Source organism: Sphingopyxis sp. LARHCG72 (assembly GCF_052871675.1).
This window is the reverse complement of sequence record NZ_JBIXJU010000002.1, coordinates 444,004-457,041: the sequence shown is the minus strand read 5'-3', so window position 1 is coordinate 457,041 and position 13,038 is coordinate 444,004. Positions and strand designations below refer to the sequence as shown.

14 protein-coding genes are annotated in these 13,038 nt (G+C 65.8%); 7 read left to right on the top strand and 7 right to left on the bottom strand.

The genetic code is table 11. The features are described from left to right. Positions 1 to 26: 26 nt before the first annotated feature. Complete coding sequence (gene thpR, locus ACIPPQ_RS07260; RefSeq protein ID WP_446543458.1) at positions 27 to 644, top strand: RNA 2',3'-cyclic phosphodiesterase; 618 nt, start codon at positions 27 to 29, stop codon at positions 642 to 644. Here the strand turns inward: thpR and ACIPPQ_RS07255 are convergent. Beyond that, entirely contained in the window at positions 551 to 1,039 is a 489-nt protein-coding gene (locus ACIPPQ_RS07255) for a low molecular weight protein-tyrosine-phosphatase (RefSeq protein ID WP_446543457.1), read from the bottom strand. The two genes, thpR and ACIPPQ_RS07255, sit on opposite strands and share 94 nt — an antisense overlap. A 105-nt stretch (positions 1,040 to 1,144) precedes the next feature. Here ACIPPQ_RS07255 and ACIPPQ_RS07250 point away from each other — a divergent pair, with 105 nt between their 5' ends. Continuing rightward, positions 1,145 to 2,743, top strand: a complete 1,599-nt coding sequence (locus tag ACIPPQ_RS07250) for an MFS transporter (protein WP_446543456.1) — start codon at positions 1,145 to 1,147, stop codon at positions 2,741 to 2,743. Positions 2,744 to 2,837: 94 nt separating this feature from the next. Here the strand turns inward: ACIPPQ_RS07250 and ACIPPQ_RS07245 are convergent, their stop codons facing one another. The 5 genes from ACIPPQ_RS07245 to ACIPPQ_RS07225 all read right to left on the bottom strand — a co-directional run bounded on the left by ACIPPQ_RS07245 (position 2,838) and on the right by ACIPPQ_RS07225 (position 6,255). Continuing rightward, positions 2,838 to 3,410, bottom strand: a complete 573-nt coding sequence (locus tag ACIPPQ_RS07245; protein WP_446543455.1) for a superoxide dismutase family protein — start codon at positions 3,408 to 3,410, stop codon at positions 2,838 to 2,840. A 200-nt stretch (positions 3,411 to 3,610) separates the two neighbouring features. After that, a complete protein-coding gene (locus ACIPPQ_RS07240; protein ID WP_327456893.1) occupies positions 3,611 to 4,036 on the bottom strand; it encodes an ExbD/TolR family protein in 426 nt (141 codons plus the stop codon). Between the two features lie 35 nt (positions 4,037 to 4,071). Further along, positions 4,072 to 4,593 carry an ExbD/TolR family protein gene (locus ACIPPQ_RS07235; protein WP_327456891.1) on the bottom strand — a complete coding sequence of 174 codons (522 nt, stop codon included), beginning with the start codon at positions 4,591 to 4,593 and terminating at the stop codon, positions 4,072 to 4,074. 127 nt (positions 4,594 to 4,720) lie between these two features. Continuing rightward, positions 4,721 to 5,539 (bottom strand): MotA/TolQ/ExbB proton channel family protein, encoded by an 819-nt coding sequence (locus ACIPPQ_RS07230; protein WP_327456889.1) that lies wholly within the window; start codon positions 5,537 to 5,539, stop codon positions 4,721 to 4,723. 59 nt (positions 5,540 to 5,598) lie between these two features. Further along, complete coding sequence (locus tag ACIPPQ_RS07225) at positions 5,599 to 6,255, bottom strand: energy transducer TonB (RefSeq protein WP_327456887.1); 657 nt, start codon at positions 6,253 to 6,255, stop codon at positions 5,599 to 5,601. Positions 6,256 to 6,597: 342 nt separating this feature from the next. On the opposite strand from ACIPPQ_RS07225, the gene ACIPPQ_RS07220 reads away from it, so the two are divergent. The 3 genes from ACIPPQ_RS07220 (at position 6,598) to ACIPPQ_RS07210 (ending at position 9,846) form a co-directional block, all read left to right on the top strand. Then, a complete protein-coding gene (locus tag ACIPPQ_RS07220; protein WP_446543454.1) occupies positions 6,598 to 7,407 on the top strand; it encodes a hypothetical protein in 810 nt (269 codons plus the stop codon). 234 nt (positions 7,408 to 7,641) lie between these two features. Continuing rightward, the gene (locus tag ACIPPQ_RS07215) at positions 7,642 to 8,961 is read left to right on the top strand and encodes a homoserine dehydrogenase (RefSeq protein WP_446543453.1); all 1,320 of its coding nucleotides are present in this window, start codon (positions 7,642 to 7,644) and stop codon (positions 8,959 to 8,961) included. 60 nt (positions 8,962 to 9,021) lie between these two features. Continuing rightward, positions 9,022 to 9,846 carry a hypothetical protein gene (locus ACIPPQ_RS07210; protein ID WP_446543452.1) on the top strand — a complete coding sequence of 275 codons (825 nt, stop codon included), beginning with the start codon at positions 9,022 to 9,024 and terminating at the stop codon, positions 9,844 to 9,846. Here the strand turns inward: ACIPPQ_RS07210 and ACIPPQ_RS07205 are convergent. Continuing rightward, entirely contained in the window at positions 9,843 to 10,247 is a 405-nt protein-coding gene (locus ACIPPQ_RS07205) for a hypothetical protein (RefSeq protein ID WP_446543451.1), read from the bottom strand. The two genes, ACIPPQ_RS07210 and ACIPPQ_RS07205, sit on opposite strands and share 4 nt — an antisense overlap. Before the next feature lie 135 nt (positions 10,248 to 10,382). Between ACIPPQ_RS07205 and glpX the strand changes: the two genes are divergently transcribed. After that, positions 10,383 to 11,351: a class II fructose-bisphosphatase gene (gene glpX / locus ACIPPQ_RS07200; RefSeq protein ID WP_446543450.1), complete on the top strand. Its 969-nt coding sequence runs from the start codon at positions 10,383 to 10,385 to the stop codon at positions 11,349 to 11,351. Positions 11,352 to 11,436: 85 nt separating this feature from the next. After that, entirely contained in the window at positions 11,437 to 13,014 is a 1,578-nt protein-coding gene (locus ACIPPQ_RS07195; protein ID WP_446543449.1) for a hypothetical protein, read from the top strand. Positions 13,015 to 13,038: the final 24 nt, after the last annotated feature.

The window sequence follows — 13,038 nt, the reverse complement described above, 5'->3', positions numbered from 1 at the left end:
GCGCCGCACCGCTTATGCTCTGCATCATGTCGACGCACCGCCTGTTCGTCGCGCTGCGCCCCCCGCGCGCGATCCGCGAAATCCTGATCGCCGCGATGCACGGCATTGCCGGCGCGCGCTGGCAAAGCGACGACCAGCTTCACCTGACGCTGCGCTTTATCGGCGAGGTCGATCGGCATCGGGCGGAAGATGTCGCGGCGGCGCTCGGGCCGCTTTATGCGCCGGCGATCACCGCGCGGATCGCCGGCGTCGAAATGTTTGAACGTCAGGGGCGCCCGCACATGGTCTGGGCGGGGATCGAACCGCACGAGCCGCTCGCGGCGCTGCACCGCAAGGTCGACCAGCTGCTCGCACGCGTCGGGATCGCGCCCGAAACGCGCGCCTTTGTCCCGCATATCACGCTTGCGCGGCTGAACCGCGGCGCCGGGCCGGTCGCGCCCTTCCTGGCGCTGAACAGCGGCCTCGCCAGCCCGGCGTTCGAATTCGGGCATGTCACGCTCTACGAAAGCGAGCTCGGCCACGGCGGCTCGCGCTATCATCCCGTCGTGCGTTATCCGCTGGGCGGCGAAAATTCGGCGACGAGCGCCGCCGCGACCGCGTCGACATCGTCCCACGTCGTCGCGAAGCCGTCGTCCTCGCCATAATAGGGGTCGGTGACGCCCTCGCCGCCGCGTCCGGGCAGCAGGTCGAGCATCAGCCGGAGCTCGGCGGTTGCGCCGGCGGGCCTGATCGCCCGCGCGTCGCGCAAGTTGCTTTCGTCGGCGGCGAGGATCAGGTCGAAGCGGGTAAAATCGCCGGGCGACAGCTGGCGCGCGCGCAGACCCGAAATGTCGATCCCGCGGCGCCGCGCCTCGGTCTGCGCGCGCGCATCGGGCGGTCGGCCGACGTGCCAGTCACCGGTCCCCGCCGAATCGAGCAGCGCGTCGATCCCCGCCCTTGCAAAGGCCGCACGCGCCGCGCCCTCGGCAAGTGGGGAGCGACAGATGTTGCCGAGGCAGAGGAAGAGGATCGCGGGTCTTTTTTTCCTATCGTCGTGCATGTTTCTCCCTTCGCACAAAGTTGAACCGACTTTCAACTTGCGCCTTCGTCCGGCTCTGCTAGCCATGATCGCCAAGAGATAATGGGTCAGGGAGAGGGTTGCCAGATGGCCGAGACCGCCAGCGAAAATGTCACGTCCGGTGCGCCGGTTCCGGCCGAGCCGCAAGCCACGGGCTACAGCTGGTACGTCCTGTCGGTGCTCGTCGTCGTCTATATCCTCAATTTCATCGACAGGCAGATCATCAGCATCCTCGCCGTCGATATCAAGGCCGACCTCGGACTCACCGACGGCGACATGGGCTTTCTCGGCGGCGCTGCCTTCGCGGTCTTTTATGCGCTGTTCGGCATCCCGCTCGGCCGCCTTGCGGACAATTGGAGCCGCGTCAAACTGCTGTCGATCGGCCTGACCCTGTGGTCGGCGATGACGGCGCTTTCGGGCTTCGCGTATAATCAGGTGACGCTGACGCTCGCGCGCATGGGCGTCGGCGTCGGCGAGGCAACCGCAAGCCCGACCGCTTATTCGCTGATCTCCGACTATTTCCCGAAGCGGCAGAAAGCGACCGCGCTCGCCATCTACTCGTCGGGGCTCTACCTCGGCGGCGGTGTCTCGCTGTTCATCGGTGCATCGATCGTCGAAACATGGAACAGGGCGTATCCAGCGGGTGGCCCGGTTGGACTGGTCGGCTGGCAGGCGGCCTTCCTCGCGGTCGGCATTCCCGGCCTGTTGCTCGCGCTGTGGGTTGCCAGCCTGCGCGAACCGGTGCGCGGTGCGATGGACGGCGCGCCGACTCAGGGATCGCCGACACCCTTCCGCGAATTCGGCAAGGATCTGTCGATGATCGTGCCGCCGCTGACGCTATTGGGCGCGTGGAAGCGCGGTCCGGCGGCACTCGCAATCAACATCGGCTTCGCCCTCGCGATCGCAGCCTTCGCCTGGTGGATGATCGGGCTGACGGGCAACCTTCCGCAATGGTCGGCGGTTGCACTGGGCTATTATGCCGTCTTTTCCTGGGCGAGCGGGCTCCGCGCGCACGATCCCGCAACCTTCCGGTTGATCTGGGGCACGCCCGCCTTCATTTGCACGACGCTCGGCTATGGCCTCGTCGCGCTCGCCGCCTATGCGCTCGCTTTCTGGTCGGCGCCCTATGCCGAAACCGTGCTGGGCCTGCCCAAGCAGGAACTGGCTTTCTACCTCGGTGCCAACGGCGCGATCAGCGGTTTCGTCGGCGTGATCATCGGCGGCCGGATCGCCGATGCACTGCGCGCGCGGAACCCCGCGGGACGGATTCTGATGATCATCTTCGGCGTCATTGCACCGGTCGTCCCGATCTGGATCGGCTATACGACCGACAATGCGGCGCTGTTCTACGTCATGAATTTCCTTGCCGGCCTGTTCGGAGCGGCCGCGCTCGGCGCCGCGGCGGCGACGACGCAGGATCTGGTGTTGCCGCGGATGCGCGGGACGGCGACTGCCGCCTTCTTCCTCGGCACAACGCTCGTCGGTCTGTCCTTCGGCCCTTATATGGTCGGGCAGATTTCGGACTTGGCCGGCACGATTGTCGACGGGAAACCGGTCGGCGACCTGCGCACCGGCATATTGTCGCTGATCGGCGTCGCGCCGATCGCGCTCGGCCTGCTGATCTATGCCTATCGCGCCGTCCCGCGTGCCGAAGCGACGATCGCCGAACGCGCGGCGGGCGCCTGACCCTTCGGTCGAGACGCCCGCCCAAGCTTTCATTGAAGCTCCGGGACCGCGCCGTCGTCCCGCCGTGGCGGGAAGCGACGAAGCGGAAGCCGCTTTACTTCGCGCCCTCTTTGACGATCACGCCGCACGCGACGCGACCGCCGCTGTTGCCGCTGGGATCGGTCTTGTAATCGTCGGGCCCGGCATGGATCACGAAAGCGGCGCCGTCGGCGTCGAGCAAGCCGCCGTCGCCCTCGAAGCGCGAGCCGACAAGGCGCAGCGTCGCGCGGCCGATCTGGTCGGGTTCGATGACAAGGTTCGGAAGATCGCCGTGATGTGCGCCCATCGGATTGTCGCGGCCGTGCTGCGCCCCCGTCGGGTTCCAGTGCGGCCCCGCGCTCGCGAAATCGGGCGCGTTGCACTGGCCGACGGCGTGGACATGCATGCCGTAGGTGCCCGGCGCAAAGCCGCGTGCGACGAGTTCGATGCGGAGGCCGGTCGTGTCGCGGTAGATGTCGGCGCGCCCGCGATCGGCGCCCTTGTTGTCATAAAGCTGGGCATAGGCGTCGGCGGGCGGCAGCGTCGTCGTCGACTTCTTGCCCATCCCGGCGCAGCCGCCGAGTGCGAGGGCCGAGATGACAATCAGCCCCTGTGCCATTGCCCGTTTGCGGCGCGAACCAATCACCATCTTGCTGCTCCCTGCACATAAAACCTGAATCTATACGTCGCGACCGCGCGTTTCGATCCCGTGCGCCGACGATGCCGCCATTTGCCCCGCGTTCCAAGCCTTTATGACGGCGGAGCTGTGACAAAGCGTTGCGGCACAGAAAAAGGGCCGCGAATTTCTTCGCGGCCCCTAATTCTTCGCCTGACGGCTCCGATCAGAGATCAGAAGACGCGGGCATATTGCTCGTTGCCGACGAAGCCCAGCTTGCCGACGCCGCTGCGCTTGATCACCGCCATGACATTGTCGACGACGATATAGCGTGCATAGGGGTCGGGCTGGACCTGCAGTTCGGGTTCGACCGGCAATGCCTTGGTCTGTTCCAGATACTGCGCCAGCTGAGCGAGATCGACCGGCGAACCATTCCAGGTGATCGTCCCCGCGGGGTCGATCATCACCTTGTTCTTTTCGGGGTCGACATTGCTCTGGCTGTCGGTCGGGATCGGCAGATCGATCTTCACCGCGTGGGTCTGGACCGGGATGGTGATGATGAACATGATGAGGAGCACGAGCATGACGTCGATCAACGGCGTCGTGTTCATGTCCATCATCGGTTCATTTTCGTCCCGATCTCCAACTGCCATGGACATGCGATTATTCCTTCGTTCCTAAACGGAGCGCGCCCTTACAGGCGGCCCACCGTACCCGAACCAGGAGCCGGTTCCGAAATGAACCCGATCTTCTGGAAGCCGGCATATTGCATCGTATAGATCACACCGCCGATGCACTGGTACGGCGTGTTGACGTCGCCGCGAATATGCACTTCGGGGAAATTTTCCTCGGTGATGTTCTGCGGGCCGCCGATGTCTTCGAGCAGCTTTTCCAGCTTCTGCTGGCCGCGTTCGAGCAATTGTTTCGAATCGACCGGGGTCTGACCCCAATAGACTTCGCACGCCGTGCTCTCGGGATTCGGCTCGCCATCGCCGTCGGTGTCCGCCGAACGGATCGACAGCAGCACGTTTTCGGGCTTCGTCGTCGTCGGTTCAAAGGGCACGTCGGGCAGCTTGAGGTTCACCGTCTCCAACACCACGGGAACCGTGATGAGGAAGATGATGAGCAACACAAGCATGATGTCCACGAGCGGAGTCGTGTTGATTTCGGACATTGGGGCTTCTTCGCCGCCCTTGTCGCCTACACTCATCGCCATAGGATTAGCATCCTGTCACAAAATTTCTGTCACGGACATCGGGTCGACACGCCAGGCGGCCTGGCAACCCTGTCCAACGGACCCCGCCCGTCGCCACGCGGCGAAAGGCGGGGGTCCAGGAGACCAATCAGGCCTTCTTCGGTGCCGCGGCCGGAGCAGCAGCCTTGGCGGCAGCCTGCGTCGAAGCCGGCTTCACCTGGCCGTTCGACATGATCGAACCGAGAACGTCGTTCGAGAAGGTCGACAGGCGGCGGGCAATCGCCTTGTTGCGGCTCTGGAGCCAGTTGAACGCGAGCACCGCGGGAACCGCCACGATCAGACCGATGGCGGTCATGATGAGCGCTTCACCGACCGGGCCGGCGACGGTGTCGATCGAGGCCTGGCCCGATGCACCGATCTTCACGAGGGCGCGAAGAATACCGATAACGGTACCGAACAGACCGACGAACGGTGCGGTCGAACCCACGGTCGCGAGGAAGGCGAGGCCGCCGTTGAGCTTCGAGTTGATGTGGTTCTGCGAACGCTCGAGCGTGCCGTGCATCCAGTCATGTGCTTCGACGGGATCGGTCAGCTTGTTGTGCTCTTCGTTGGCGCGCAGGCCGTCTTCGACAACCTGGCGATACGCGCTGTTCTTTTCGAGCTTCGAGGCACCATCGGCCAGCGTCGGCGCGCGCCAGAAGTTGGCATCGACTGCCTTGCCCTGGTTGATCACCTTGTTCTGTTCGAACAGCTTGGTGAACAGGATGTAGAGCGTGCCGATGAACATGATCAGCAGGACGAGGAAGGTGACCTGCGAGACGATACCGCCTTCGCAAAGCGCGGGGACCAGACCATAGGGGTTCTGGCCTTCTTCCTTCACGCACATCGATGCGGGCATCAGGCTGAGGCCTGCGTCGTGAGCGGCAGCCGGCGCCGCAGCGGCGGCATTTGCGATCAGATTAAACATACTGGAAAATCCCTCTCAAAATATTCGGTAAAATCGAAAACAGATGTCCTTGCGCCGGATCAGCGCGGAATCTGCCAACGGATACGATTGCTGTAGCTTCCGCCCACGGGGTTACCCGCGCGGTCCTTGCCCGGATTGAACCGGCCGCGGCGCTGGATAAGCTTGCAGGTTTCGGCATCGAGATCGGCGTGGCCGCTCGACGAGGTCACGTCACACGAGGTGATGCGGCCATCGGCGCCATAGGTAACGCGGAACCCGGTGGTGCCTTCACGCTCTTCGCGCATGGCACGGGCCGGATAGTCGTCGTTCGTCGCCCAGCGACCCGGATTGCCCTTCGGCGTACCGGCGGCGCTGAGATCCGGCGTCGGCGGCGGCGCGGGCGGAGCCGGCGGCGTATAGACGGGCGGGGGCGGCGTCGGCGGCGCCTTCGGCACCGACTGGACCGTATTGGTCGTCACCGGCGGCGGAATGGGCGACGGCGGCGTCACGACCGGCGGCGGCGGCGGCAACTTGTTGTCCGGCGGCGGCGGCGGCGGGGGTTCCTCCGGCGGCGGCGGCTCTTCAACGTCCACCACATCCAATTTTTCGGCGAGCTTCTTGACGATACTGATATTCAAGCCGTTCACCAGGCCATAGCCCAGCACAGCAGTAAACAGACCAACCAAGACAATCGCCACTACCCTGTTTTTAGGGTCGACATTATCACCATAAGCCATTCAGGGACGACGCTCCTTGCTAGATCATCCTGACACCAATTCCCTGCCGGCGGGTTCGGTTGCCAAATGCCCGGATGATTTCCGATGCGTTCCGCGAGACCCGACGGCGCTACGTTCGGCTTATTATGTTTTTGCCGGACGCTTCGCGGCCCGTCCTATCGCGGTGGCGGCAAGTTCGCAAACCCTTTATCAGCGGTTAATGTGCCTTGTCCCATCATGGGGATTCAGGCGCCGATACCGGTGTCATAAACGACGGAAAGTGGATCGACCATGCGCCTCCCCCACCCGGCAGCTATCGCCGGAATCCTTACCCTTACCCTTGGAATCCCGAGCGTTTCCGCCATGCAGGCCCCGGTCCCGGCGGCTGCGACCAGCCCCTATAGCTATGCCGACATCGCCGATCTGGCGAGCGCCGCACCGATCGCGCTTCACGCGCGTATATATAGTTCCGCGGCGCTCAAACCCGCACAAGCGCCCGGAGTCGCGGCTGGCTACGCCCGATTCTATATCGAGGCCGACGTGGTCAGCCTGATTCGCGGATCGGGACCGCTCGCGGCGCGAATCTCCTACCTCGTCGACCTGCCGCTCGATGCCAAAGGCAAGGCGCCGAAGCTCAAAAAGAAGCAGCCGGTCCTGCTCTTCGCCCGCCCCGTCGCGGGCGCAACAGCGGGAAGCAGCAACACCGGCAGCGTCCGGCTGATCGCGCCCGACGCCCAATTGCCATGGGATCCGGCGACCGAGGCGCAGCTACGGGCGATCCTGACCGAACTCGTAAAGCCCGGCGCGCCGCCCGCGATCACTGGTATTGCCAACGGCTTCCATGTGCCCGGTACGTTGCCCGGCGAAGGCGAAACCCAGCTCTTCCTCAACACGCAGACCGGCGAACCCGTCTCGCTGACGATCCTGACCGCCGCCGACGGGTCGCGGCGCTGGGCCGCTGCATTTGGCGAAATCGTCGACGGATCGGCCGCGGTGCCCGCACGGGGTACGCTCGCCTGGTATCGGCTCGCCTGCGGCCTGCCGCGCACCCTGCCGCTGAACAAGCTCGCGGGAACCGCGCCGGAGGATCGCCGCAAGGCGGCATCCGACTACGCGGTCGTCCTCGGCGCGCTGGGCGAATGCACGCGCACGCGCAAGCCGCCGGTTGGTTGATTTCCATTTCTCCGACTAACGTCGGAGTCGGCACCGGCCCGCTCCCCCTCCCGGCCTCCCATAGGATACTATCGTCAGGGAGGCCGGGAGGGGGAGCGGGCCGGTGCCGTTTTCCGTAACGGATAAAGATTTGCTTCGGCGTTCCTAAGGCGCGCCGGGCTTGTTTCCGCGACAAAAGCCGATAGGGCGCTCGCAACGGCGGGGCGAAGCTCCGCGCCCATTCGGAGTTTCTGCATGTCGCCCTATTCCGCCCCGACCGCTCCCCGTCCGCCGCTGCGTGTCGCGCTTGCGGGGATTGGCGTCGTCGGCGGCGGGGTCGTCCGCCTGCTCGAGGCGAACCGCGACCTGATCGCACGGCGCGCGGGACGTCCGATCGAGATCGTCGCCGTTTCGGCGCGCGACCGCCACAAGGACCGCGGCATCGACCTTTCGCCCTATCGCTGGGAAGACGATATGGACGCGATCGTCGCGGCCGACGACGTCGACGTCGTCGTCGAGATGATCGGCGGCGCCGACGGATCTGCGCTGACGCTAGCGCGCCACGCGCTCGGCGCGGGCAAGGCGCTCGTCACCGCGAACAAGGCGATGATCGCGCATCACGGGCTCGACCTCGCGCGGCTCGCCGAGCAAAAGGACACGCCGCTGAAATATGAAGCCGCGGTCGCGGGCGGCATTCCCGTCATCAAGGCGATCCGCGAAGGCGCGTCGGCAAACGAGATCGCGCGCGTCTATGGCATCCTCAACGGCACGTGCAATTATATCCTGACGCAGATGGAGCGGAACGGCGCGAGCTTCGCCGATGCGCTCGCCGCCGCGCAGGCGGAGGGTTATGCCGAGGCCGACCCGACCTTCGACGTCGACGGCATCGACGCCGCGCATAAATTGTCGATCCTTGCGGCGCTGTGCTTCGGCACGAAGCTCGACATCGGCACGGTGACCGCCGACGGCATCCGCGGGCTGATCGCCGCCGACATCCGCGAAGCCGAAGCCCTCGGGCACCGCGTCCGCCTGATCGGCATGGCCGAGCGCGATGCGAATGGCCTTTACCAGCATGTCCAGCCGTGCCTCGTCCCCGCCGACCATCCGCTCGCCTATGTGCCGGGCGCATTGAACGCCGTCGTCGCCGAGGGCAATTTCGTCGGCCGCCTGTTCTTCGAGGGTGCGGGCGCGGGCGCAGGCCCGACCGCATCGGCGATCGTCGCCGACATCATCGATATCGCGCGCGACGAATATGGCCCCGCCTTCGCGATGCCCGTCGATTCGCTCGACGCCGCGCCGGTCGCCGACGCGGGCGCGCGCGTCGGCAAACATTATGTCCGCCTGATCGTCGAGGACCGGATTGGCGTGCTCGCCGAGATCGCGACAGCGATGCGCGATGCCGGCGTGTCGATCGAAAGCTTCATCCAGCGCGGTACCGACGAAGAGGATGGTGTCGTCATCGCGCTCGTTACTCATGACGGACCGGCGAGCGCCATCCATGCCGCGCTCGGCATTCTCGCCGCGTCGGATCATGTGGTCGGGACGCCGATGCACATGCCGATCCTCGCGCTTTGAACCACGCTTGAAATCGCGCGCACCGCTGTTACCCCCGACGAGGGGAACAGGGGGGCAAGCATGGATATCGACATCAGGCTAGGTCTGGCCGAGGCGTGCGTACTGGCGGGCGAGCATTGGCGGGCACTGCTCGCCTATATGCTGCTCGGCGTCGTCCTGCCCTTCCTTCTCCTCGCGAGCGAACCGGTGCTGAGCATGGACGCTATCCTCGCGCTGGCGATCGCACCCGATGATTTCCGGCTTACGGGGTCGATCGTCGGCCCGCTCTATCTGCTCGGCATCTGCGCCGCGCTGATGTGCGGCGCGATGCTCGCGCTGTGGAGCGCGCTGCTTGCCGAGATCCGCGAGGGCTATGTCTCCGAAATCATGTACGGCATGGTCGCGGGTGCGGCGTACCTGATCGCCGGGCTCCTCTTCTATTATCTCTTCGGCTTCCTTCTCGCCCTCCCCTTCCGCCTGACGGTGGGGATGGAGGTGGCGCGCGCCGACGGTACGCCGATCGCGATCGCACGCCAGATCCTGCTCGCGATCGTCAGCGCGTGGATCAGTGCGCGCCTCTGCCTGATCGGGCCGATCATGGCCGCAGGCGGCAAGCTGGAGCCGGTGACCGCTTTCATCGAATCGTGGCGCCGCACTGCGCGGCCGCAATGGTGGCTGTTCGCGCTCTATATGGCGTTCAATATCGTCGTGGCGGCCGCCGTCATGCTGCTCATCCTGCTCCACAGCTATCTGATCCTCGGCGGCGAGGAGACGCGGCCTGCCGCTATGGCGATGAGTTCGGGATGGCTGCTTTTCTGGTGCGTCTGGTTCGCCGCCGTGACGCTGGCGCCGGCAGGCCTGTATCGCGCCGCGCAATCCGGCGGCGCGGCCGAGGCGTTCGCCTAGGGCTCTTCCTCGGGCGGCGCCGGGGTGCCCGTTTCGGGGTCGGTCGCGCGCTTCACGGCTTCAAACTGCGCGTTATATTCGGGACCGGGTTTCGCGCGGCCGCCGATCGAAATCCAGTTATAGGGCAGCTTGTCGAGCGACATCGCCTTCGCCTCTGCGCGCGGCAGCTTCGGCGGCGCCTCGCGGCCCTCTTTCGCGATCGCGCGCAATTCGGGCGACAGCCGGTGGCGTTCGGTGTCGGTACCGCACACGTTGATCGATCCGTCCTCGGCGGGTTTGCAGCGCTTGATCGGGTCGACCATCTCCTTCGCATTGGCCGCGGCCGCCTCGGCATTGCGCGGCGGCGGGGGTGCGGGCGGCCCTTGGGTCTGCGCGCGCGCCGGTGCTGCAATCCCCGCCATTGTCATTCCGATGACACAGGCCATCGCGAAAGCCGCCCCGAATCGGGCGAAGCATCCTCGACAAGTGGCTTCGGCAACCATATGGGCGCCACCATGCCGACGGGGCCGAACAAGTAAAGACGGAGAGTGACCGACATGACGAATAGCAGCAACCTCGACCGGGTGCTCGTGCTCGAAATGGTGCGCGTCACCGAAGCCGCGGCGATCGCCGCCGCGAAGCTGATCGGCCGCGGCGACGAAAAGGCCGCCGATGCCGCCGCCGTCGAGGCGATGCGCACGGCGTTCAACACGCTCTATATGGACGGCACCATCGTCATCGGCGAAGGCGAGCGCGACGAGGCACCGATGCTCTATATCGGCGAAAAGGTCGGCAACGCCCCCGGCAAGGGTCCGAAGATCGACATTGCGGTCGACCCGCTCGAAGGCACCACGATCACCGCCAAGGCCGGCCCCAACGCGCTCGCGGTGCTCGCGATCGCGGAGGAAGGCTGCCTGCTTAACGCCCCCGACGTCTATATGGACAAGCTTGCGGTCGGCGCCGGCTATTCGCCGGGTATCGTCAATTTCGACAACAGCGTGCGGGAAAACGTCGAAGCCGTCGCGCGCGAAAAGGGCTGCAAGCCCGAACAGATCATCGTCTGCGTGCTCGACCGTCCGCGCCACGAGGCGATCATCGCCGAACTGCGCGCGATCGGCTGCGGCGTCGCGCTGATCCCCGACGGCGACGTCGCCGGCGTGATCGCGACGACGAACCCCGACACCAATATCGACATCTATATGGGGTCGGGCGGCGCACCCGAGGGCGTCCTCGCCGCGGCGGCGCTGCGCTGCGTCGGCGGCCAGTTCAAGGGCCGCCTGCTCTTCCGCAACGACGACGAGCGTCGCCGCGCGAAGCAATGGGGCATCGACGATCTCGACCGCGTCTATGACCTCGAGGACCTTGCCAAGGGCGACGTGATCTTCGCCGCGACGGGCGTCACCGACGGATCGCTGCTGCGCGGCGTCAAGCGCCGCCGCGACGGCGTGATGACGACCGAAACGGTCGTGATGCGCGCCTCGTCGGGCACCGTGCGCTGGGTGAAGGGCGAACATCGGTCGCACTGACCGGGTCGGGGAGAGACCCCCCTTGCCATGACGGAAAATTCCGGCTTCACCGAAGCGTCTTGACAACATCGGGGGAGGGGCAAGGATGAGGACTGGACTGGCAATCGCCGCGGCGTTGGCCGCGGCGGCGACGAACGGCATGGCGCCGGCAGCGCTTGCGGACGAGGCGAAGGGCGGCAAGGCGCCGTCGCTCTATCTGCAATGCGACGGCAATCCGAACAATATGTCGGCGGGCGAAGGCATCGCGCGCTTCATCGGCGCGGTGACGCTGCTCGCGCTGTTCGCGCCGCCCGTCGAAGCCCCCGATGCGGAAGCGCGAAAATTCGGAAGCGAAGGCGTCGACGCCTGTTCGGCGTTGATCGACGGCGCCAAGGCCGAGGGCAATGTCGCGCGGCGCCTGCCGCTGATCCTCGCGCGCGCGGTGCACCGCGTCGAGGCGCTCGACTATGCCGGCGCACGCGCCGATGTCGACAAGGCGCGCGGCGAAGCCGCCGCCGCCGGGCTGAACGGCGACATCTATTTCGACCGCTCTTTCGGCCAGTCGCTCGACCGGATCGAGGCCGCGATCATGGCGCGGCAGGGGCTGGTCACAGAAGCCAAGGCCAAGCTGCTCGAAAAGGCGGTCGCCTATCCCAACAGCCTGTTCGTTGTCGGTGCGACCGAGGATTTCATCGGCCTCTCTACCGACGTCACCGAAGCCGAGATCGCGTGGCTCCGCAGCCTCGCGCGGGTGGACCACAACCAGATATGGGTGCTGTCGGCACGGCTTCAGCTTGCCGGCCGCTGGCGGGAAGCGGCCGAAGCCGACGAGGGCTATCTCGATTATCATGGCGGGCTGGGCTTCGACGAACGCAACACCGAATATCTGACGGCGACGGCGATTGCGCAGCATATCGCGGGCAACCGCGACCGCGCCCGCACGCTGATCGCCGACGCGCGCCGCAATTTCGAGGACCGCAAGACGCGCGGGAAGCCCGAAACCGATACATCGCGGATCATCGAACATTTCGACCTGTTCGAGATTCTCGAGTTGGTCGACCGGGGCGAACTGGCCGAAGCGCGCCGGCGCTATGCCGGGCGTTCCGAATGGGTGGGGATCACCCTGGCGCAGTCGCTCCACCTCAACGGCCTGCTGCGAGCGAATGCGGGTCCCGCCGATCTGGTCGGCGCGCTCGCGACCGATCCCGCCGAAATCCGGAAGAAGCGCCGCGAGACGCGGCTCGCCGAACTGCTGGCGCAGGACAAGGACAACAAGACGCTGTTCGGAAAAATCCTGCCCTATGCCGATGTCGGCTCGTTCGAGACGATGTCGGGTCGCGTGTGGAAGGTCGAGAAAAGCAAGATGCTGGGCAAGGAATCGCCCAAGGCCAAGGGCATGTTCTACATCGATTGCCGTCCGGCCGCCTGGCAACCGTGCAACGACAGCATGCTGCTCCACGCCGCGCTGCTCGCGAAGCAAAAGGGCAAGGCGGGCTTCACCTTCTGGCGCGACCGCGACCAGCCCTTTTACGGCTTCGTCCGCTTCGGCAATCCGGGCGAGCCGATGATGGCGCCGACGCAATATTTCGCCGCCGACGACGTGATCGCCGAACTGCGCCGCGCGATCCCCGCGCCCGCCGAGTTAGAAGCCCGCAAGGCTGCGCGAAAGGCCGGCGGCAAATAGCACAGCGCTGTCCCCGGCTTGACC